Source organism: Streptomyces sp. NPDC014006 (assembly GCF_043088925.1).
In the GTDB taxonomy this organism is placed as follows: domain Bacteria; phylum Actinomycetota; class Actinomycetes; order Streptomycetales; family Streptomycetaceae; genus Streptomyces.
The window spans coordinates 68,737-89,867 of record NZ_JBICAJ010000007.1; the positions used below are offsets into that span (position 1 = coordinate 68,737).

Below are 21,131 nucleotides of genomic sequence, written 5' to 3' on the forward strand. Positions count from 1 at the left end.
GGCATTGACAATTTATTCAGTCTACGTGAACCCTGCATACGGTTATACAGACCGACCGGGGAGTACGCATGGCTCAACTCGTCGAACTGCGTTCCATCGACGTCGTACCGGACGAGGAGCGGCACGGCACCGCCTTCAGCCAGTTCACCCTCTGGCTCGGCGCCAACCTGCAGATCACCGCCGTCGTCACCGGCGCCCTCGCGGTCGTCTTCGGCGGGGACGTCGTGTGGTCCGTCGTGGGCCTGCTGCTCGGCAACCTGCTCGGCGGCGCGGTGATGGCGCTGCACTCCGCGCAGGGCCCGAAGCTGGGCCTGCCGCAGATGATCCAGTCGCGGGCCCAGTTCGGGGTGCGCGGCGCGGTGGTTCCGCTGCTGCTGGTGATCGTGATGTACATCGGCTTCTTCGCCTCCGGCAGCGTGCTCGCCGGGCAGGCGGTGGGCGAGCTGACGCACACCGGCGACACCACCGGCATCATCGTGTTCGCCCTGGTCACCGCGGTCATGGCGACCGTCGGCTACCGGGTCATCCACACCCTGGGGCGTATCGCGAGCGCGGTCTGCGCGCTCGCCTTCGTCTACCTCGGCATCCGGCTGCTGGACCGCGCCGATGTGACGGCCCTGCTGCACGACGCGCACTTCTCGCTGCCGATGTTCCTGCTGGCGATGTCCCTGTCGGCGTCCTGGCAGCTGGCGTTCGGCCCGTACGTGGCGGACTACTCCCGCTATCTGCCGCGCACGACCTCCACGAAGGCCACCTTCTGGTGGACCCTGTCCGGCTCGGCGCTGGGCAGCCAGTGGTCGATGACGTTCGGGGTGCTGGTCGCTGCGACGGCGGGCGAGAAGTTCCTGGACGGCCAGGTCGGCTATGTCGTCGCGCTCGGCGGCACCGGCCTCGTGGCCTCCTTCTTCTACTTCGTCATCGCACTCGGCAAGCTCACCGTCAACGTGCTCAACACCTACGGCGGCTTCATGTCGATGGTGACCAGTGTCAGCGGCTTCAGCGGCAAGGCGGTGCTGTCGCGGCGCGGCCGGGCCGCCTACATCGCGCTGATCATGGTGGCGGGCACCGCGGTGGCCCTTGCCGGCAAGGACAGCTTCCTGTCGTCCTTCAAGGACTTCCTGCTGTTCCTGCTGACCTTCTTCACCCCGTGGTCGGCGATCAACCTCGCCGACTACTACCTGGTCTCCCGGGAGCGCTACGACATCCCCGCCCTGTTCGACGCCCGGGGCCGCTACGGCGCCTGGCGCCGGGGAACCCTCGCCGTGTACGGGGTGGGACTGCTGGCGCAGCTGCCGTTCCTGGCCACCGGCTTCTACACCGGCCCGCTGGTCGAGCCGCTCGGCGGTGCCGACATCTCCTGGATCGTCGGTCTGGTCGTCCCGGCCGTGCTCTTCCTGCTGATCTCCCGGCGCCCGGCGGACCCCCGGAACAACACGGGGGTTGTCCCCAGTGCGGAGGCGGCCCGCACTCCCTAGCGTGGACGCCGGACCACGGGACGGGAGACGGTGATGGACGCCCACGACACGGAGCTGAAGAAGGAACTCGACGCCACCCTGCACGCCCGCAGGGAGCTGGGTGAGGAGTACGAGTCGGCGCTGGTCGACTCCTTCCTGGAGAAGGTCGACCAGCGGGTCGACGCGGTCGTGGACCGCCGGGTGCGCCGGCAGCTGGCCGAGCAGCAGATGGCGCAGGCGCGCGGCGCCCGGTCCACGCCGGCCTCGGACTCCTGGGCGGAGCGGTTCGGCTTCGGGATCATCTCCCTCGTGCTCGCCATCCCGCTGTCCGCGATCGCGGTGACCCAGGCGGGGCTGAGCGGCCTGGTCGTCGCCTGGGCGGGCATCGTCGGCGTCAACCTGGTCCAGGCCGCCCGCTCGAACGCCGCCCTGTTCGGCCGCCGCCGTGCCGAGCGGGACTCCGACTGGCAGGAGTGAGGACGCCGCGTCGCCTCACGCCTGCCGGGTCGGCAGCACCATGATCTGGCGGAGGTTGATGTGCCGGGCGCGGCTGGTGACGTAGGCGACGACGTCGGCGACCTCCTCGGCCGCCAGCCCGCCGAGCGCCTCGAACATGCCGTCCAGCTGCGTGGCCAGCTCACCGTTGCCGACGTGATCCTTCAGCTCGGTGTCCGTCAGCCCCGGCTCGATGTTGGTCACCCGCACGTCGCGCGGCCCGAACTCGGTGCGCAGGGACTGCGAGAGATAGGTGACCGCGGCCTTGGTGGCGCCGTAGACGGCGTAGTTGGGGAAGGGGACGTGCGCGCCGATGGAGGAGATGTTCACCAGGTCCGCCGCGCCGCCCTCGGCGGCCGCGGCGACCAGGTCGCCGGTGAAGGCGCGGATCACCCGCAGCACCCCGGTGACGTTGGTGTCGAGCATGCGCTGCCACTCGTCGGTCCGGCCCTCGTCGATGGGTCCGGGCAGCATGACGCCCGCGTTGTTCACGACCAGGTCGACCCGGCCGTAAGCGGCGCGCACGGCGTCGGCGGCGCGCGCCACGGACTCCTCGTCGGTGACGTCGGCGACGACGGCGAGGGCCTCACCCCCGTCGGCGCGGATCTTCTCCACGACCGTCTCCAGCCGGTCCCCGCGCCGGGCCAGCAGCGCGACCCGCGCGCCCCGCGCGGCCAGCAGCGCGGCGACGGCCCGCCCGATCCCGCTGGCGGCCCCGGTGACGACGGCGGTACGGCCGGAAAGGTTCTCGTACGACATGTGGTGCTCCTCGTGATCCGCGGCCGGGGCGTCTCCCCGACGGCACGTGATCACTGTGGCGGCCCACGCCCGCCCCACCCAGGGCTGCGCTTTTCCTGGGTCTGCCAGTACCAGGTTCCCGACGGCCCCGCGCGCCTAGGATCGGGGTCATGACCGGGGACCGGAACACTGCCGACATCGGTGACTTCCTGCGCTCGCGCCGCGCCCGCATCCAGCCGGAGGAGGTGGGGCTGCCCACGCACGGCCGGCGCCGCGTGCCCGGTCTGCGCCGCGAGGAGGTGGCACAGCTCGCCGGGGTGAGCGTCGACTACTACATCCGGCTGGAACAGGGCCGCGGCAGTGGGGGCACCTCCCGGACGAAGTCCGGGGGAGTGAGCGACGCGGTGCTCGACGCCGTCGCGCGGGTGCTGCGCCTGGACGAGACCGAACACGCCTATCTGCGCACGCTCGCCCGCCCGCGCGACCGGCGCACCGCCGTCCGGCCGGCCGCGCCGCGCGTGCGCCGTGGCGTACAGCTGCTGCTGGACGGCATGGAACGCAGCCCCGCCTTCATCGTGAACCAGCGGATGGAGGTACTGGCCTGGAACGCCCTCGGTGACGCCCTGAACGGCTTCAGCCGCATGGCCCCCGAGGAGCGCTGCGTCCCGCGGCAGGTCTTCCTCGACCCGGCCGGCCGCGAGCTGTACCCGGAGTGGCACGCGGTCGCCGCGCAGACCGTGGCGCATCTGCGGCTGAGCGCCGGGCTGCACGCGGACGACCCCGAGCTGTGCGCGCTGGTCGGTGAACTCTCCGTCAAGAGCGAGGACTTCCGCCGGCTGTGGGCCGATCACGAGGTCGCGGAGTGCGCGCGGGGCGTGAAGAAGATCCACCATCCGGTCACGGGTCTGCTCACCCTGCCGTACGAGACCCTGTCCCTGCCCGGGGACCCGGACCTGACGATCGTCGTCTACACGCCCGAGCCGGGCTCGGAGACGGCCGAACGCCTGGCGCTGCTGGGCAGTTGGACCTCAGCCGTCCCCGAAGCCACGGAACGTGCCTGAGGGGTCGGCCGCGTCGGCGTAGTCGGCGAAGTCGAGGTTGGCGATAGAGAGGTTGGCGGCGAGCTCCGGGTACCAGCGCACCGGGACCCGGAAGGTGCGGCCGGGCTCGTCGTGGAGGTCGACGGCGAGCAGCGGAAGTTCGGGATCGGTGAGGGTGGTGGCGTCGGCGAGGAACACCTCGCAGATCCGCTCGTCCTCCTCGGCCGCCAGCTCCTCGTCGAGCAGCGCCTGGACGCTCGCCCCGGAGAACCGGGGGTCGCTGACGCGGCTCGCGCCGTCGGCGGAGTCGAGCGCCGTGCACAGGGCGTCCCAGGCGGTGTCGTCGGTGAAGTCGGTGCGCAGGACGAGCGTGGCGAGGTCGTCGGGCTGGGGAAGGGCCATGCCGGTGATCCTCTCACCCGGCACCGACACCGGCCGACGGGTAATGGGCACGGAAGAGTCGCGGATCCGTTCCGAAAACGTCATGCGCGGGGACGGAAGCATCGTGCGCCGGGACGGAAACATCCCGGGCGGGGCGGAAACACCGTACGCGGCGAAATGGTGACGCGCCGGGGGAAGTTGTGCGCGGGGACCGCCGCACCCCCGTTGCCGGGGGGCGGGACGACGGCGGTCCCCGCGCGGGGACGCGGGCCGGGTCAGGACCGGGCTCCTGCGTCCGTGGCGTCCATGGGAGGTCCGGGAGCCGCTCCGGAGGTCCGTGACGCCGTTACGCCGCCGGCGAGGGACGGGGAGCCGCTCCCGTTCCCCCTGCCGACATCCACCACTGTGCCGGGCGCGTGTTAAGCCGGTGCTGCGCGGACGTGACGCCCTCGTACCACTTCCGCGTCAGCCCGATCGGCCCAGGTCACCGCGAGTTCGCCGCCGCAAGCGGCGGTTCACCCCGGGTTCACCGTCTCGTTCAGCCCTTGGCGAGGAAGGCCAGCAGGTCCTGCCGGGAGACGACCCCGGTCGGCTTGCCCTCGACCAGGACGATCGCCGCGTCGGCCTTGCCGAGCACGGCCATCAGGTCCGCGACCGGCTCGCCGGAGCCGACCTGCGGCAGCGGCGCCGACATGTGCTTCTCCAGCGGGTCCTCCAGCGAGGCCCGCTTGCTGAACAGGGCGTCCAGCAGCTCGCGTTCGACCACGGAGCCGACGACCTCGGCGGCCATCACGTCCGGGTGGCCGGCGCCCGGCTTGACCACCGGCATCTGCGAGACGCCGTACTCGCGCAGCACCTCGATGGCCTGTCCGACGGTCTCCTCGGGGTGCATGTGCACCAGGGACGGGATGGCGCCGTGCTCCTTGTCGTTGAGCACGTCGGCGACGCGGGCGCTCGGCCCCTCGTCCTCCAGGAAGCCGTAGTCGGCCATCCACTCGTCGTTGAAGATCTTGCTGAGGTAGCCGCGCCCGCTGTCCGGCAGCAGGACGACGACGACGTCGTCCTCGGTGAGCCGCTCGGCCACCTCCAGCGCGGCGACGACCGCCATGCCGCAGGAACCGCCGACGAGGAGGCCCTCCTCCTTGGCGAGGCGGCGGGTCATCTGGAAGGAGTCCTTGTCGGACACGGCGACGATCTCGTCGGCGACGTCACGGTCGTAGGCGGTCGGCCAGAAGTCCTCACCGACGCCCTCGACGAGATACGGCCGGCCGGAGCCGCCGGAGTAGACGGACCCCTCGGGGTCGGCGCCGACGACCTTCACCCGGCCGTCGCTGGCCTCCTTCAGGTAGCGCCCGGTGCCGGAGATGGTGCCGCCGGTGCCGACGCCCGCCACGAAGTGGGTGATCTTCCCCTCGGTCTGCTCCCACAGCTCGGGGCCGGTGGAGTGGTAGTGGGAGAGCGGGTTGTTGGGGTTGGAGTACTGGTCGGGCTTCCAGGCCCCCGGCGTCTCCCGCACGAGCCGGTCGGAGACGTTGTAGTAGGAGTCGGGGTGCTCAGGCGCCACGGCGGTCGGGCACACGACGACCTCCGCGCCGTAGGCCCGCAGCACGTTGATCTTGTCGGTGCTCACCTTGTCGGGGCACACGAAGATGCACTTGTAGCCCTTCTGCTGGGCCACGATGGCGAGCCCGACGCCCGTGTTGCCGCTGGTCGGCTCGACGATCGTGCCGCCCGGCTTGAGCTCGCCGCTCTGCTCGGCCGCCTCGATCATGCGCAGGGCGATGCGGTCCTTCACCGACCCGCCCGGGTTGAAGTACTCCACCTTGGCAAGGACGGTCGCCCTGATGCCCTTGGTCACGCTGTTGAGCCGCACCAGCGGGGTGTTGCCGACGAGGCTGATCATCGAGTCGTGGAATTGCACCGTTGTCTCCGGATGCTGCAAAAGATGTGGTCGTAGTGGTTCCGCCAGCCTAGGCCCTGTCGCCGGATTCACGGCGGACGGCGGGAATCGCGCGACGGGGCCCGCGGCCTGCCGCGCGTCCGTGACGGGCGTTCACTCTTCGTTGAGATTGGGCGACGGTCCGTACGGGGCATGGAGTGGGTGAGGGCGGTTCGAGGAGGTGGCGGCGACGCATGACGAGCATGTCGAGGGCGCGGGTGGCCCGTCGCATCGCGGCGGGCGCCGCCTACGGCGGTGGCGGGATCGGACTGGCGGGCGCGGCACTGGTCGGTCTGCTGGTGGCCGAGGCGCAGATGGCCCGCCGTCAGGTGAGCAACGGCACCACCAACCATGTGCCGAACGCCGAGGGCCTGTACGGCCTGTCCTACGACACCCCGGGTGAACCCCCGCTGCGGCTGCTGATGCTGGGCGACTCCACGGCCGCCGGGCAGGGCGTCCACCGGGCCGGGCAGACACCGGGCGCGCTGCTGGCGTCCGGGCTCGCGGCGGTCGCCGAACGCCCGGTGCAGCTGCGCAACGTCGCCCTGCCCGGCGCCCGCTCCGACGACCTGGAGCGCCAGGTGAGCCTGGCCCTGGCGGACCCCGGTCTGCTCCCCGACATCTGCGTGATCATGATCGGCGCGAACGACGTCACCCACCGGATGCCACCGACCCGCTCGGTGCGCCACCTGTCGACGGCGGTACGGCGGCTGCGCACCGCCGGCGCGGAGGTGGTGGTCGGCACGTGCCCTGATCTCGGCACCATCGAGCCGGTGCAGCAGCCCCTGCGCTGGCTGGCCCGGCGCGCCTCGCGGCAGCTGGCGGCGGCGCAGACGATCGGGGCGGTGGAACAGGGCGGCCGTACGGTGTCGCTGGGCGATCTGCTGGGCCCGGAGTTCGCGGCGAACCCGCGTGAGCTGTTCGGCCCCGACAGCTACCACCCCTCCGCCGAGGGGTACGCCACCGCCGCGATGGCGGTGCTGCCGACCGTCTGCGCGACGCTGGGGCTGTGGCCGGCGGAGGAGGAGCGGCCGGACGTCAGCCGCCGCGAGGGCTTCCTGCCGGTCGCGAAGGCGGCGGCGGAAGCGGCGTCGGAGGCCGGCACCGAGGTGGCAGCGGCACGGGGCCCCTGGGCCCTGCTGAAGCGCCGCCGCCGGCGCCGGGTCCCGGAAACGGAGCCGGCTGCGGCACCGTCGCCTTGAGGGGTACCCGGCGCTGAGGTGGGCCGGGGGTGGTTGCGCCGCCCGCGCCCACCCGTGCCGCCCTGGGGGTCCCCCGGGGCCCCCTGCTCGAAGAGCTTGGGGGAGGCCCGCATGCCCGACGGCGCTGCACCCCCCCTAGGGGCGCGGGGAGCTGCGCGACCAGCCGCCCACTCACCCGCGGACGAAAGATGATCCCGGCACCCCCCGCGCCCCTTCCGCCCAGCCGCCGACCAGACAAAAGCAAGCGCTTAGAAAGTTGCGGCCAAGGTCACACCTCGCCGCCCGTGACCTGAACCATACGGAGGGGTAACTTCCCAGGAAGTCCGCTCGACCCCCGCAAGCCCATGGAGCCGTGATGCCCGAAGCCGTCATCGTCTCGACCGCCCGCTCCCCCATCGGCCGCGCCTTCAAGGGCTCCCTGAAGGACCTGCGCCCGGACGACCTGACCGCCACCATCATCCAGGCGGCCCTCGCCAAGGTCCCCGAGCTGGACCCGAAGGACATCGACGACCTCATGCTCGGCTGCGGCCTCCCCGGCGGCGAGCAGGGCAACAACCTCGGCCGTGTCGTCGCCGTGCAGATGGGCATGGACCACCTGCCCGGCTGTACGGTCACCCGCTACTGCTCCTCGTCGCTGCAGACCTCCCGCATGGCCCTGCACGCCATCAAGGCCGGCGAGGGCGACGTCTTCATCTCGGCCGGCGTCGAGATGGTCTCCCGGTTCACCAAGGGCAACTCCGACAGCCTCCCGGACACGCACAACCCGCTCTTCGCCGAGGCCGAGGCGCGCACCGCCGAGGTCGCCCAGCAGGAGGGCACGACCTGGCACGACCCGCGTGAGGACGGCCTGCTGCCCGACGCGTACATCGCGATGGGCCAGACCGCCGAGAACCTCGCCCGCTGGAAGGGCGTCAGCCGCCAGGAGATGGACGAGTTCGGCGTCCGCTCGCAGAACCTCGCCGAGGAAGCCATCAAGAACGGCTTCTGGGAGCGCGAGATCACCCCGGTCGCCCTCCCGGACGGCACGGTCGTCTCCAAGGACGACGGCCCCCGCGCCGGCGTCACCCTGGAGGCCGTCCAGGGCCTGAAGCCGGTCTTCCGCCCCGACGGCATGGTCACCGCCGCCAACTGCTGCCCGCTGAACGACGGCGCCGCCGCGCTCGTCATCATGTCGGACACCAAGGCCCGCGAACTGGGCCTGACCCCGCTCGCCCGGATCGTCTCCACCGGCGTCTCCGGCCTGTCCCCGGAGATCATGGGCCTCGGCCCGGTCGAGGCGAGCAAGCAGGCGCTGCAGCGCGCCGGCCTGACCATCGGCGACATCGATCTGGTCGAGATCAACGAGGCGTTCGCCGCCCAGGTGATCCCGTCCTACCAGGACCTCGGCATCGACCTGGACAAGCTGAACGTCAACGGCGGTGCCATCGCCGTCGGCCACCCCTTCGGCATGACCGGCGCCCGCATCACCGGCACGCTCATCAACTCCCTGCAGTGGCACGACAAGCAGTTCGGCCTGGAGACGATGTGCGTCGGCGGCGGCCAGGGCATGGCGATGGTCATCGAGCGCCTCAGCTGACCCCTGTGTAACCGGCGGGACACCTTGTGTGAGCCCTTGGCCCGGAGTCCGCGAACTCACGCGGCTCCGGGCCGTTTTGTGATCCAATCTCCCCCATGATGTGACCTATATCCCTCACCCAGGGGAAACTCGCAGGTCATCGTGGTCACACCAGCCACCGACGACACAACACCCTGTCCGTTTCGTGACGTTACGCACTGACAACTTGATGGTCCACCCTTCAAGCTGATGTAGGAAGTCGGGGGTCGACTTTGAACCTGGGAGTACGTCAGTGAGCGCCATGCCGATCGCGTTGCTGGTCACCACGGCCGCCACGGGCGCCGTGGGCCTCGCCGTCCTGCGCACCCTCGTCCTGCTGCGCAGGCAGGTGACGGCCCTGCAGACTCAGCTGGCCGTGAACCACTCCGCGACCCACGGGCTGCTGCCCGCGGCGCGCGCCGCGGCCGACGCGGACGAGATACGCGCCGCCGTGGCCGACGCCCTCGCCGAGGAGCGCGAGCGTGAACTCGCCGAGGCACGGGCGTTCTGGGCGGCCCAGGAGGCCCGCGACGCCTCCGACACGCCCTCGTTGCTGGGCCTGGCCGACGGTGAGCTGTTCCTGCCCCGCCAGGCCGACTTCGTGGGCCTGGAGCCGGTGACCGAGCACGGCCCGGAGGCCGACGAGTTCTCGGGCGAGTCCCCCGAGCTGGCCGCGGCCCGCCGCCGACACCCCTCGCACCCGGACTTCGTACCGATGCAGTCACCGGTCGTGAACGACCATGAGCGCACGGTCTCCATCCTGGAGGAACTGGCCGCGGACCGCGTCCAGCTGACCGACGTCCGCCCCGGCCCGCTCGGCACGCTCGACGTCTACGTCTTCGCCGACGGCACCACGCTGTGCATGACCCCGGGCCACCGCGACACCGCGGACCGTCTGGCGGCCGCCCTGCGCGCCGGCGACACCCCGTACCTGCTCGGCGGCTCCGGCATCTCGGGCGCGTACACCCTGACGTTCGCCTGCGGCGAGGACAACGTCTACATCCTGGCGGACCGGGTCATAGCGAGCCTGTAAGGACGGGGTACGGGGCGCCCGCAAGGGGCGCGGGGAACGGCGCGACCGGCCGAAGTCGACCCGCGCCCGCCGACGAGACCTCAGACCCCCGCCCTCTTCTGCGCCTCCTCCACCCACCGCACCGCCTCGTCGACGTCGGCCTGATCGGTGAGCACCACCGCGAGATCCCGTCCCGCGACGGTCACCTGATCGGCCACCGCGAACATCCCCGCGTCGGGCATCTCCCGCACCACGCCCCCCGGCGACTCAAGATCCTGCGCCCACCGGGCCAGCTCTCTGGCCAGCCCCAGCGCCTCCGCGGCAGCCCCCCGTTGCAGTCGGGACTGCGGTGCTGCCCGCAACCGATCGGCGAAGTGATCAACAGCTCGGGTCAGAGACGTCGTATCCACCACGCCGTGAGCCTACGCGCCCGCTCGGGACTGTTGCCAACGAGCGAACACTCAGGCACGGTGACCTGAAGGACCGGCTTACATCCCATGCGTCCGGAGGCGCCGATGTCCCATGTCCTCTCCGAGGAGACCCACCGCAACATTCTCGCCCGCATCCCCCACTGCACCGGTCGTGAGATCGCCGACTGGCTGCGCACCGTCGAAGAAGGCCCGGCCCTCCGTTTCGAGGAGAAGGTCAGCTGGCTGCGGCACGAGCACAATCTCGCGTACGGCCACGCCAAGGCGATCATCCATGAGTACGAACTGAGGAGGGCCGCGCGGAAGCTGCGCTGACCGCTCCGCCTCCCGCGAAGGAGCGTCGCGCGCACCCGCCGACAAACGCCGAAGGGCCCCGGGACGCTCGTCCCGGGGCCCTTCCCGACGGGGGGCCGGCAACCGCCGGCCCGCGTCAGTCGTTGCTGCTGAAGATCGCCACCAGACGCAGCATCTCCAGGTAGATCCACACCAGGGTCATGGTGAGACCGAACGCGGCCAGCCACGCCTCGTTGCGCGGTGCGCCGTAGGCGATGCCGTCCTCGATCTGCTTGAAGTCGAGGGTCAGGAAGAACGCGCCGATCAGGATCGCGATGATGCCCACGACCGCGCCCAGCGGGCCCATGCTGCGCAGACCGCCGTCCCCGGCGACGCCGAACGCCACCAGCAGCAGGTTGACCGCCATGACCACCACGAACGCGATGGCGATGGCCATGCCGATGCGGGCGTAGCGGGCCGTGACGCGGATCCAGCCGGCCTTGTAGACGAGCAGCGTGGCGCCGGAGACCGCCATGGTGCCGAGCACCGCCTGGAACGGGGCGCCGCTCCACGCGCTGTTGTACATCTCGCTGATCACGCCGAGGAAGATGCCCTCGAACGCGGCGTAGCCCAGGATCAGCGCGGGCGACGGGGTGCGCTTGAAGCTCTGCACCATCGCCAGGACGAAGGCGACCAGCGCCGAGCCGACGGCGAGGCCGTAGGAACCGGGCGAGACCGGCAGGACGGCCCAGGCGAGGATCGCGCCGAGGACGACCACGCCGAGCGTGGTGGCCGAGCGCGTGACGACGTCGTCCATCGTCATCCGGCCGGTGGTGGCCGGGGCCTGCGGGGCGCCGTACTGCGTGTCCTGCTGGGCGTACGGGTTGGTCGCGTACGGGTTCTGCGCGTAGGGGGTGCCGCCCTGGGCGTACTGGCCGCCCTGGGCGTAGGGGTTGCCCTGGGCGTACCCGGCCTGCGGTGCGGTGTTGAAGCCCGCGTAGCCGTTGTCGCGGCTGAACCCCCGTCGCGAGAAGACCGGGTTACTGCTCCTCATCTCACTCCTCCATGGCCATCGAGCGTGGCCTTGGCTCAAGAGTAATGGAAAGGCAAAGGATCGACCCTAATACCTGGGAAGGATCTTTCCCGCCCTGTGCTGCGCAACACGCTACGCGTCGGCGTGATTCCCGCCACCGGCGGGATCGATTCATCACCAAGCCGGTACACGTCCGGAATCGGCCGGAGATCCACTCGCGTCCGGGGCTCAGTCGAGCGGGAAACCGGTGTAGGCCTCGGCGAGGTCGGTCTCGGCGGCGCGGTGGCCGGCGATGCGCTCCAGGCGGGCGAGCTGGAGGCGGTCGTCGAAGGGGGTGGCGCCGGGGGCGCGGTGCAGCAGGGTCGTCATGTCGTAGGAAAAGCGCTCGGCCTGCCACACCCGGCGCAGGCAGGTCTGCGCGTAGGAGTCGAGCAGGTCGGGGGAGCCCGTCTCGCGCTCGTGGACCAGGGCGCGGGCGAAGGTGACGACGTCACCGACGGCGAGGTTCAGGCCCTTGGCGCCGGTGGGCGGCACGATGTGCGCGGCGTCCCCCGCGAGGAAGAGGCGGCCGTACCGCATGGGCTCGTGGACGAAGGAGCGCATCGGCGTGACGGACTTCTGGGTGACCGGGCCGCGCCGAAGGCGCCAGTCGTCGGCGGTCTCGAAGCGGCGCTCCAGCTCGTCCCAGATCGCCTGGTCACTCCAGGACTCCGCGTCGGTGTCCGCGGGCACCTGGAGGTAGAGGCGGGAGACGGACGGGGAGCGCATCGAGAGCAGGGCGAAGCCGCGGTCGTGGCGGGCGTAGACCAGTTCGTCGTGCGAGGGGGCGACGTCGGCGAGGACGCCGAGCCAGCCGAAGGGGTACGTCCGCTCGAAGACGCGGGACAGCGCGGTGGGGATCGCCTTGCGCGCCACGCCCCAGAAACCGTCACAGCCGACGACGTAGTCGCACGCGAGGACGTCCTCGTGGCCCTCGTACCGGAACCGCACGCGGGGCCGGTCGGTGCCGGCGTCCTCCACGGCGAGGGCCTCGGCCTCGAACAGCAGCGGGCCGCCCTCCTTGAGCTGGAGCGCGATGAGGTCCTTGCACACCTCGGTCTGGGCGTAGACCATCACCGACTTCCCGCCGGTCAGGGCCGGGAAGTCGACGCGGTGACGCTTCTTGTCGAAGCGCAGCTCGATGCCGTCGTGGCGCAGGCCCTCGCGGTCCATGCGCTCGGCGGCGCCGGCCGCGCGCAGGACGTCCACGGTGCCCTGTTCCAGGATCCCGGCGCGCTGGCGCTGTTCGACATAGGCGCGGTCGCGGCTCTCCAGGACGACCGAGTCGATGCCGGCGGTGTGAAGCAGCCGGGCCAGGACGAGGCCGGCCGGACCGGCGCCGATGATGCCGACGGTGGTGCGCATCGGGCGTTCCCCTTCGCGTGGGCGACACGGCCCGCCGAGCGGCCCGTTCGCGTGGTGAAGTTTTCTTCACTGACTTTCGGGCGTGAGTCTGCGCCCGTCGTCACCCGCTGTCAACGGGTGCGCGGTGACGCATCGGGAAGGGTGCGGCCGACGGCCGAGGGTCGGAGGTGCCCGGAGCCGGACTTGAACCGGCACGCCCGCGAAGGGGCAGCGAGGTTTAAGCTCGCCGTGTCTGCATTCCACCATCCGGGCAGGCCATGGGCTCCGCATCGAGACTCCTGACCCTATCGGGAGACGTCCCCCGAACAGCGGTCGGGTGATCCGATGTTGTCTTATTTTATTGACGTCTGAGGGAGCATCAGCCACCGGAACAGGCCGTCCGCACTTGCCAGCAGCCTTGCGTGCGGCGCTCTGCCGCGTACGCGAAATGACGGAATTTCACCCTCCGAACGAGGGTGCGCCACCGGTTCTCACCATCGCCCCCACCCCGCATTCTCAGGGACGGCCGTCATCCCCAGGTATGACACGGCCGCCCGGCGTCCGACCCCAGTCGGCCCCGGGAACCGGAACAGCGGGTGACTACAGGGGGTCAAGGCGCCGCAACGATGGAACACGTCCCTCGAACATCGTCGTTTCCGTGAGGAGAGCCTTCCCGTGACCACCACATCCGTCGCCGGCCGGACCAGTGCCGCCGTGGCCGCACGCGCCACGGACCTGTCGAAGATCTACGGCCAGGGCGAGACCCAGGTGGTCGCCCTCGACCGGGTCTCGGTCGACTTCCACCAGGCCCAGTTCACCGCCATCATGGGCCCCTCGGGCTCCGGCAAGTCCACCCTGATGCACTGCGTCGCGGGTCTGGACACCTTCTCCTCCGGCTCCGTGCGCATCGGCGACACCGAGCTGGGCTCCCTGAAGGACAAGCAGCTGACCAAGCTGCGCCGCGACAAGATCGGCTTCATCTTCCAGGCGTTCAACCTGCTGCCGACCCTGACCGCGCTGGAGAACATCACGCTGCCGATGGACATCGCGGGCCGCAAGCCCGACCGGCAGTGGCTGGACGCGGTGATCGGGATGGTCGGCCTGGCGGACCGGCTCGGGCACCGGCCCTCGCAGCTCTCCGGCGGCCAGCAGCAGCGCGTCGCCGTCGCCCGCGCGCTCGCCTCCAAGCCGGACATCATCTTCGGTGACGAGCCGACCGGAAACCTCGACTCCCGCTCCGGCGCCGAGGTGCTCGGCTTCCTGCGCAACTCCGTGCGGGAGCTGGGCCAGACCGTCGTGATGGTCACCCACGACCCGGTCGCCGCCGCCTACGCGGACCGCGTCGTCTTCCTCGCCGACGGCCGCATCGTCGACGAGATGATCCGCCCCACGGCCGACGCGGTCCTCGACTTCCTGAAGCAGTTCGACGCGAAGGGCCGCACCAGCTGATGTTCCGCACCGCGCTGCGCAACGTCCTCGCGCACAAGGCCCGTCTGCTGATGACCGTGCTCGCCGTGATGCTCGGCGTCGCGTTCGTCTCCGGCACCCTCGTCTTCACCAACACCATCTCCGGCGCCTACGAGAAGAGCTCCGCCAAGGGCTTCGACCACGTCGACGTCGCCGTGCGGCCCCACTCCCGCGCCGACACCGGAAACACCGTCAGCAAGCGGGCCGAGCTGACCCAGGCTCAGCTGGACACCAGCGCCAAGGTGCCCGGCGCTTCCTCGGCGATCGGTGTCGTCCAGGGCTTCACCGCCATCGCCGACCGGCACGGCAAGCTCATCGGCGGCGGCTTCCGCTCCGAGGGCGGCAACTACTGGGGCGCCAAGGACCCGCGCTACCCGCTCGTCGAGGGCCACGCGCCCACCGGCACGAACCAGGTCCTCATCGATGAGAAGACCGCCGAGCGGGCCGGCTACGAAGTCGGCGACACCGTGCGCATCTCGGTCGACGGCCCCGTGCTGACCCCGGCCATCACCGGCATCTTCACCACCGACGACGGCAACGTCGCCGCCGGCGGCAGCCTGGCCCTGTTCGACACGGCGACCGCGCAGCGGCTGTTCGGCAAGGCGGGCACCTACGACGAGATCGACGTCAAGGCCGCGCCCGGCACCTCCCAGGCCGCGCTGCGGGCCGCGCTGGACAAGGCGCTGCCGAAGGACGCCGTGGAGACCACCACCGGCGAGCAGCTCGCCGACGACCAGGCACAGATGATCTCCGCGCAGATGGGCGGGATGCAGCAGGCGCTGCTGGTCTTCGCCGGCATCGCCCTGTTCGTCGGCACCTTCATCATCGCCAACACCTTCACCATGCTGGTCGCCCAGCGCACGAAGGAACTCGCGCTGCTGCGCGCCGTCGGCGCCTCCCGCCGGCAGGTCACGCGCTCGGTGCTGATCGAGGCGCTGGTGGTCGGCGCGGTGGCCGGTGTGGCCGGCCTGGTCGCGGGCATCGGCATCGGCGCCGGACTCAGGTCCCTGATGGGCACCTTCGACGCGACCGTCCCGGACGGCCCGCTGGTGATCTCCCCCACCACCGTCGTCACCGCGCTCGTCGTCGGCGTCCTGGTGACGATGCTGGCCGCCTGGCTGCCCGCCCGGCGCGCCGCGAAGATCCCCCCGGTGGCGGCGATGAGCAGCGTGCACGCCAAGGCGACCACCAAGTCTCTGGTGCTGCGCAACACCATCGGCGCCCTGTTCGCCGCGGCCGGCGTCGCGGTGGTGCTCGCCGCCACTTCGATGGACGCCGACGCCGCCCAGGCGCCCATGGGCCTCGGCGCGGTGCTGCTGATCACCGGCGTGTTCGTGCTCACCCCGCTGCTGTCCCGCCCGCTGATCGCGGCCGCGGCACCGGTGCTGCGCGCCTTCGGGGTGTCGGGCCGGCTCGCGCGGCAGAACTCGGTGCGCAACCCGCGCCGTACCGCCGCCACGGCCTCCGCGCTGATGATCGGGCTCACCCTGATCACCGGCCTGACGGTGATGGCGGGCAGCCTGCAGACGTCCATCGACAAGATGGCCTCGGCCGCGATCCGCGCCGACTACGTCGTCTCCATGGCGAACGGCAACGAACTCTCCCCGGCCGTCGAGAAGAAGCTGCGCACGACCGAGGGCGTCACGGACGTCAGCCCGCTGCGCAACGCGCCCTCGCGCATCGACGGGCAGACCGAGTACCTGACCGGCGTCGACGGCGCCGCGATCGGCAAGCTCACGAATCTGAAGACCGACGACGGCTCCTTCGCCGTCGGCGGCGACAAGGTCGTCGTCGACAAGGACACCGCGACCTCGCACGGCTGGCGCGCCGGTTCCGGCTTCACCGTGCACTACGAGGACGGCAAGGCGCAGCGGCTGACGGTCGCCGGGGTGTACGAGGGCAACGACATGATCCGCGGGATCATGCTCGACACCGCCGCCCTCACCCCGCACCAGCCGGCCGACGCCGGTGACATGCAGGTCATGGTGAAGACCGCCGACGGCGCGTCGGGCACGGCCAAGGACCGTCTGGTGAAGGCGCTGGGCGACAACCCGGCGATCAGGATCCAGGACAAGCAGGACGTCTCCGACGAGATCGCGCAGATCTTCACGCTGATGCTGAACATGCTCTACGGCCTGCTCGGCATGGCGGTGATCGTCGCGGTGCTCGGAGTCATCAACACCCTGGCGATGAGCGTCTTCGAGCGGGCGCAGGAGATCGGCATGCTGCGCGCGATCGGCCTTGACCGCTCGGGCATCAAGCGGATGGTCCGCCTGGAGTCCCTGGTGATCTCCCTGTTCGGCGGCGTGCTCGGCATCGGCCTCGGCGTGTTCTTCGGCTGGGCGGCCGGTGAGCTGCTCGGCACCAAGATGCCGACGTACGAGCTGGTTCTGCCGTGGGCGCGGATGGCGCTGTTCCTGGCGGGAGCCGCCCTGGTGGGCGTCCTGGCGGCCCTGTGGCCGGCCCGCCGCGCGGCCCGCCTGAACATGCTGCAGGCCATCAAGGCGGAGTAGCGGGTACGACGCTGACGGGCCCCGCTTCCTTCCGGGAGCGGGGCCCTTGTGGCGTGTCAGTTCCAGGTGCGGGCGCGCAGCGGCATCCCGGACGCGCCGGAGCCGGGGGTCTTCACGGCGAGGACCTGGTTGACGCCGATGCGGTTGTGTTCGAAGGACAGGGCCGAGGCGGCCATGTACAGCCGCCACACGCGGGCCCGCCCGGGGCTGGTCAGCCGGACCGCGCGGTCCCACTGAGCTTCCAGGTTGGCGACCCAGCTGCGCAGGGTGAGCGCGTAGTGCTCCCGGATGGACTCCACGTCGCGCACCTCGAACCCGGCCCGCTCCAGCTGGGAGACCGTGATGCCGATGGGCTGCAGCTCGCCGTCGGGGAAGACATAGGCGTCGATGAAGGCGTCCACGTCGTACGCGCCCTCGTCACGCTGCGGACGGCGGGCGATCTGGTGGTTGAGCAGCCGGCCGCCGGGCTTGAGCAGGGCGTGCAGATTCTGCGCGTACTCCAGATAGCGCTCGGCGCCGACGTGCTCCGCCATGCCGATGGAGGAGATCGCGTCGTAGGGCCCGTCCTGCACGTCCCGGTAGTCCTGCACCCGGATCTCGACCTTGTCGGTCAGGCCCTCGTCGGCGGCCCGCTTGCGGGCGTAGGCAGCCTGCTCGTGGGAGAGCGTGATGCCGACGACGCTCACGCCGTGCTCGCGGGCGGCGTGGATCGCCATGGAGCCCCAGCCGCAGCCGACGTCGAGCAGCCGCTGACCCGGCTTCAGGGCGAGCTTGCGGCAGACCAGTTCGAGCTTGTCGCGCTGGGCGGTCTCCAACGTCGCGTCGGGGGCGGGCCAGTAGGCGCAGGAGTACACCATGGACGGGCCGAGGACCAGCTCGTAGAAGTCGTTGCCGACGTCGTAGTGGTGGCTGATGGCCTTCTTGTCCGTGCGGCGGGTGTGCAGATGGCCGCGGCGCCGGCGGACCTCCTCGGCGGGCGGGGCGGGCGGCAGCGGCGGCCCCGCGAGCTTCACCAGGCCGCGCACGGCCTGGCGTACGGTCGGATCGCGCAGGGCCTCGCCGAGGGTTCTGGCGTCCTCGCCGCGGTCCCAGATCAGGTCGGCGAGCAGATCCAGCGCGGCGTACAGGTCGCCCTCGATCTCCACGTCACCGGCCACCCAGGCGCGGGCCAGGCCCAGTTCGCCCGGTTTGAACAGCAGCCGGCGCAGCGCGCGACGGTTGCGCACGATCAGCGTCGGGGCGCCGGGGGGACCGGCCTGTGAGCCGTCCCAGGCGCGGATACGGACCGGGAGCGGCACTCCCAGCAACTGCTCGAGCAGGCGCGTGAGCCGCAGCGCGGCGTCGGCCATGTGCAACACCTCCGTGACCGGTCATCCCGGATGTCTGTCACCACGTAAACACTCACGGGGCCCGGCCGCAGTCCCCCACGCGCGTCAGGTCTCGGCAAACCCTCGGGCGGAGGGGTCGGTTCAGAGGTCCCTCAGCGTTTCGAGGGTGATGTCGATCCCGATGTCGCACGGCACCGACAGCTTGAGCTGGTCGCGGTGGGTTCCGGTCAGGGAGTACGTCCTGGACACCGGGTCGAGCTCGTAGCCAGGTCGTCGACGACGGCCTGCGCGCGCACGACGCAGAGGTCGGGCAACGTGAACAGGTCGTCCACGGTGTATCCGTCCCGGGGCGGCACCGGCCAGCGGCGGCCGGACGCGGAGGTCGGCTCGGCAACGGGCTCGGCGGTCATGATTCCTCCCATGGACGGGATTCTCGGCCCTCCCGTCCACGGTAGCCGCGGAGATCGACCGACGTCATCACAAAGGGTGACCATGGCCCGGACGAACGCCGAAGGGGCCGCCCGCACCACGGATGGCGGGCGGCCCCTTCGGGCGTCGAAGCAGGTGACCGGGAGGGTCAGGAGGCCTTGGCCTTCTCCCCGGTCTTCACGGCGGCCGAGGCGGGAGCCGGGGCCGGCTTGGCGGCCTCGTAGAACTCCTCGCGCGGGGACTCCAGCGCGCCGAGGGAGACGACCTCGCGCTTGAGGAACATGCCGAGCGTCCAGTCGGCGAAGACCCGGATCTTGCGGTTCCAGGTCGGCATCGCCAGACCGTGGTAGCCGCGGTGCATGTACCAGGCGAGACGGCCCTTGAGCTTGATCTTCATCTTGCCCATGACGATCATCGCGACGCCCTTGTGCAGGCCGAGGCCCGCCACCGCGCCCTTGTTGGCGTGGCTGTACTCCTTCTGCGGGAAGCCCCGCAGGCCGGAGAGGACGTTGTCGCCGAGCACCCGGGCCTGGCGCAGCGCGTGCTGGGCGTTCGGCGGGCACCAGGCGTTCTCGTTGCCGGCCTTGCGGCCGACCAGGTCCGGGACCTGGGCGTTGTCGCCGGCGGCCCAGATGTAGTCGGTGCCCTGCACCTGGAGCGTGGGCGCACAGTCGACGTGACCGCGCGGGCCCAGCGGCAGGCCGTAACGGGCCAGCACCGGGTTGGGCTTGACGCCGGCGGTCCACACGATGGTGTTGGCGTCGACCTCGAGGCCGTTCTTCAGCACCACGTGGCCGTCGACGCACGAGTCCATGGAGGTGGACAGGTAGACCTCGACACCGCGGGACTCGAGGTGCTCCTTGCCGTACTGGCCGAGCTTCGGGCCGACCTCGGGCAGGATCTTGTCGGCGGCGTCGACGAGGATGAACCGCATGTCCTCGCGGGACACGTTGTTGTAGTACTTGGCCGCGTCCCGGGCCATGTCCTCGACCTCGCCGATGGTCTCGGCGCCGGCGAAGCCACCACCGACGAAGACGAAGGTGAGCGCCTTGCGGCGGATCTCCTCGTCGGTCGTGGAGTCGGCCTTGTCGAGCTGCTCCAGCACGTGGTTGCGCAGGCCGATGGCCTCCTCGATGCCCTTCATACCGATGCCCTGCTCGGCGAGGCCGGGGATCGGGAAGGTGCGGGAGACCGCGCCGAGCGCGATGACCAGGTAGTCGAAGGGCAGCTCGTACGCCTCGCCGACCAGCGGGGCGATCGTGGCGACCTTGCGGTCCTGATCGATGGTGGTGACCCGGCCGGTGAGGACCTCCGCCTTGGGAAGCACACGTCGCAGCGGGACGACGACGTGGCGCGGGGAGATGCTGCCGGCGGCGGTTTCGGGGAGGAAGGGCTGGTAGGTCATGTACGACCGGGGGTCGACGACCGTGACGGTCGCCTCTCCGTAACGCATCTTCTTCAGAATGCGTCGAGCTGCGTACAGGCCTACGTACCCACCGCCTACTACGAGGATCCTGGGACGCTCCGTGGTGCTCATGGCATCGAGTATCCACCCGGATGGAGGGGGTGGCTCGTGCGCCCCTTCACAAGGTCCGACACCACCTGTGCTACACTCCGCGGCCCGCGTGACGCAGGTCATGGCGTGCGACGGGAACCGTTGCCCGGTACAACCCGTTGTCAATGCCGCGTGAGCTGCCTCTCTGGGCGGTGGAGGCCACGGTGAGCAAGCCGTGAGGCCCTGCGGGACGCGTGATCCGAAGGTGCGTCATCCACCCCTTCTGAACATGTTCAAAGGCGAGTTCGGCCCCCGGAGGGGTGATCCGAAGGCGTTCGGGGGGCCTGCGGAACGGAATTCCTTGTGAAGAACTTCACGAACTTTCCCGACGTGGCGCCATCGGACCGTTCGCCGACCCCGCTCAGGCGTGTTCACGGGTGCTCAGGGGAGGACGCTGACCAGGGTCTATCGCGTTCTGCGGCGGGCCCCCGGAGCGGGGTGCCGGGGGTCGTTGTCCGCCGGCACCCCGGGGTTCCCGCGGCCGGATCCCTACCGGTCTCCCGGCCCCATGCCGCCGCGGTCCTCGCCCGTTTCCCCGGCGCTCTCGATGCGCTCCTTGCGCACCCCCTCCACCGGTACGGCCTCGCTCTCCACGACCGGCCGTCTCACGGCGCTCGATACCCACGTCAATGCGCTCATCGAGCGCGTCATCGCGTCGTCGTCCGAGCCCCCGCGCATGCCGGCGGCCGCACGGTTCCGCCGCACCCGCGGCGTCGGCCGTCCCCGCGGCACCCACCAGTAGTCGTAGGGCCGGTGCTCCTCGTCCTCCGAGAGGTGGCCGCCGCCGTCGACGATCTTCTTCCCGTCCTCGCCGAGGACCGGGTGGTCCGGGACTGCCGGGATCTGCTCGCTGGTGATCATGGTTCA

General features: G+C 70.9%; 19 protein-coding genes, 1 tRNA gene and 1 pseudogene. 10 read left to right on the top strand and 11 right to left on the bottom strand.

Translation table 11 applies throughout. The features are described 5' to 3' along the window. Positions 1-68 precede the first annotated feature (68 nt). Both ACF1GV_RS23695 and ACF1GV_RS23700 read left to right on the top strand, forming a co-directional pair. Positions 69-1,475, top strand: coding sequence for a purine-cytosine permease family protein (locus ACF1GV_RS23695; protein ID WP_391684218.1), 1,407 nt, complete (start codon positions 69-71; stop codon positions 1,473-1,475). Positions 1,476-1,508: 33 nt separating this feature from the next. Beyond that, complete coding sequence (locus ACF1GV_RS23700; RefSeq protein ID WP_391684221.1) at positions 1,509-1,931, top strand: hypothetical protein; 423 nt, start codon at positions 1,509-1,511, stop codon at positions 1,929-1,931. Positions 1,932-1,946: 15 nt separating this feature from the next. Here the strand turns inward: ACF1GV_RS23700 and ACF1GV_RS23705 are convergent, their stop codons facing one another. After that, complete coding sequence (locus ACF1GV_RS23705; protein WP_391684224.1) at positions 1,947-2,708, bottom strand: SDR family oxidoreductase; 762 nt, start codon at positions 2,706-2,708, stop codon at positions 1,947-1,949. Between the two features lie 149 nt (positions 2,709-2,857). On the opposite strand from ACF1GV_RS23705, the gene ACF1GV_RS23710 reads away from it, so the two are divergent. Further along, on the top strand, positions 2,858-3,748 hold the full coding sequence (locus ACF1GV_RS23710) for a helix-turn-helix domain-containing protein (protein WP_391684227.1): 891 nt from the start codon (positions 2,858-2,860) through the stop codon (positions 3,746-3,748). On the opposite strand, the gene ACF1GV_RS23715 is transcribed toward ACF1GV_RS23710, so the two are convergent. After that, positions 3,716-4,129 carry a DUF6924 domain-containing protein gene (locus tag ACF1GV_RS23715; protein ID WP_391684229.1) on the bottom strand — a complete coding sequence of 138 codons (414 nt, stop codon included), beginning with the start codon at positions 4,127-4,129 and terminating at the stop codon, positions 3,716-3,718. The two genes, ACF1GV_RS23710 and ACF1GV_RS23715, sit on opposite strands and share 33 nt — an antisense overlap. Between ACF1GV_RS23715 and ACF1GV_RS23720 the strand changes: the two genes are divergently transcribed. Next, positions 4,128-4,292 carry a hypothetical protein gene (locus tag ACF1GV_RS23720; protein ID WP_391684232.1) on the top strand — a complete coding sequence of 55 codons (165 nt, stop codon included), beginning with the start codon at positions 4,128-4,130 and terminating at the stop codon, positions 4,290-4,292. The two genes, ACF1GV_RS23715 and ACF1GV_RS23720, sit on opposite strands and share 2 nt — an antisense overlap. Before the next feature lie 354 nt (positions 4,293-4,646). Here ACF1GV_RS23720 and ACF1GV_RS23725 read toward each other — a convergent pair whose 3' ends face one another. Beyond that, positions 4,647-6,029, bottom strand: coding sequence for a cystathionine beta-synthase (locus tag ACF1GV_RS23725; protein ID WP_391684235.1), 1,383 nt, complete (start codon positions 6,027-6,029; stop codon positions 4,647-4,649). A gap of 212 nt (positions 6,030-6,241) precedes the next feature. On the opposite strand from ACF1GV_RS23725, the gene ACF1GV_RS23730 reads away from it, so the two are divergent. From ACF1GV_RS23730 to ACF1GV_RS23740, 3 genes are all read left to right on the top strand, one after another. Continuing rightward, positions 6,242-7,249 (top strand): SGNH/GDSL hydrolase family protein, encoded by a 1,008-nt coding sequence (locus ACF1GV_RS23730; RefSeq protein WP_391684237.1) that lies wholly within the window; start codon positions 6,242-6,244, stop codon positions 7,247-7,249. Positions 7,250-7,604: 355 nt separating this feature from the next. Beyond that, entirely contained in the window at positions 7,605-8,825 is a 1,221-nt protein-coding gene (locus ACF1GV_RS23735; protein WP_391684240.1) for an acetyl-CoA C-acetyltransferase, read from the top strand. Positions 8,826-9,096: 271 nt separating this feature from the next. Beyond that, positions 9,097-9,876, top strand: coding sequence for a hypothetical protein (locus tag ACF1GV_RS23740; RefSeq protein ID WP_391684243.1), 780 nt, complete (start codon positions 9,097-9,099; stop codon positions 9,874-9,876). Positions 9,877-9,956: 80 nt separating this feature from the next. Here the strand turns inward: ACF1GV_RS23740 and ACF1GV_RS23745 are convergent, their stop codons facing one another. Continuing rightward, complete coding sequence (locus ACF1GV_RS23745) at positions 9,957-10,268, bottom strand: hypothetical protein (protein WP_391684245.1); 312 nt, start codon at positions 10,266-10,268, stop codon at positions 9,957-9,959. Positions 10,269-10,370: 102 nt separating this feature from the next. Between ACF1GV_RS23745 and ACF1GV_RS23750 the strand changes: the two genes are divergently transcribed. Further along, complete coding sequence (locus ACF1GV_RS23750) at positions 10,371-10,598, top strand: DUF4287 domain-containing protein (RefSeq protein WP_361628545.1); 228 nt, start codon at positions 10,371-10,373, stop codon at positions 10,596-10,598. A 115-nt stretch (positions 10,599-10,713) separates the two neighbouring features. Here the strand turns inward: ACF1GV_RS23750 and ACF1GV_RS23755 are convergent, their stop codons facing one another. The 3 genes from ACF1GV_RS23755 to ACF1GV_RS23765 form a co-directional block, all read right to left on the bottom strand. Then, positions 10,714-11,610 carry a Bax inhibitor-1/YccA family protein gene (locus ACF1GV_RS23755; RefSeq protein ID WP_391684248.1) on the bottom strand — a complete coding sequence of 299 codons (897 nt, stop codon included), beginning with the start codon at positions 11,608-11,610 and terminating at the stop codon, positions 10,714-10,716. 207 nt (positions 11,611-11,817) lie between these two features. Beyond that, entirely contained in the window at positions 11,818-12,993 is a 1,176-nt protein-coding gene (locus ACF1GV_RS23760; RefSeq protein WP_391684251.1) for a 4-hydroxybenzoate 3-monooxygenase, read from the bottom strand. 168 nt (positions 12,994-13,161) lie between these two features. After that, positions 13,162-13,245: transfer RNA gene (locus tag ACF1GV_RS23765), tRNA-Leu, on the bottom strand. A 402-nt stretch (positions 13,246-13,647) separates the two neighbouring features. On the opposite strand from ACF1GV_RS23765, the gene ACF1GV_RS23770 reads away from it, so the two are divergent. After that, on the top strand, positions 13,648-14,421 hold the full coding sequence (locus tag ACF1GV_RS23770) for an ABC transporter ATP-binding protein (protein ID WP_391684253.1): 774 nt from the start codon (positions 13,648-13,650) through the stop codon (positions 14,419-14,421). Further along, the gene (locus ACF1GV_RS23775) at positions 14,421-16,952 is read left to right on the top strand and encodes an ABC transporter permease (RefSeq protein WP_391684256.1); all 2,532 of its coding nucleotides are present in this window, start codon (positions 14,421-14,423) and stop codon (positions 16,950-16,952) included. The genes ACF1GV_RS23770 and ACF1GV_RS23775 overlap by 1 nt, the downstream gene beginning before the upstream one ends. A 56-nt stretch (positions 16,953-17,008) precedes the next feature. Here the strand turns inward: ACF1GV_RS23775 and ACF1GV_RS23780 are convergent, their stop codons facing one another. The 4 genes and pseudogenes from ACF1GV_RS23780 to ACF1GV_RS23795 form a co-directional block, all read right to left on the bottom strand. Continuing rightward, positions 17,009-18,301, bottom strand: a complete 1,293-nt coding sequence (locus ACF1GV_RS23780) for a class I SAM-dependent methyltransferase (RefSeq protein WP_391684258.1) — start codon at positions 18,299-18,301, stop codon at positions 17,009-17,011. A gap of 281 nt (positions 18,302-18,582) precedes the next feature. Beyond that, positions 18,583-18,702: pseudogene (locus ACF1GV_RS23785) on the bottom strand (Uma2 family endonuclease); the annotation flags it as partial. A gap of 155 nt (positions 18,703-18,857) precedes the next feature. Further along, complete coding sequence (locus ACF1GV_RS23790) at positions 18,858-20,246, bottom strand: NAD(P)/FAD-dependent oxidoreductase (protein WP_391684261.1); 1,389 nt, start codon at positions 20,244-20,246, stop codon at positions 18,858-18,860. 507 nt (positions 20,247-20,753) lie between these two features. Continuing rightward, complete coding sequence (locus ACF1GV_RS23795; protein WP_391684262.1) at positions 20,754-21,125, bottom strand: hypothetical protein; 372 nt, start codon at positions 21,123-21,125, stop codon at positions 20,754-20,756. Between the last annotated feature and the right edge of the window lie 6 nt (positions 21,126-21,131).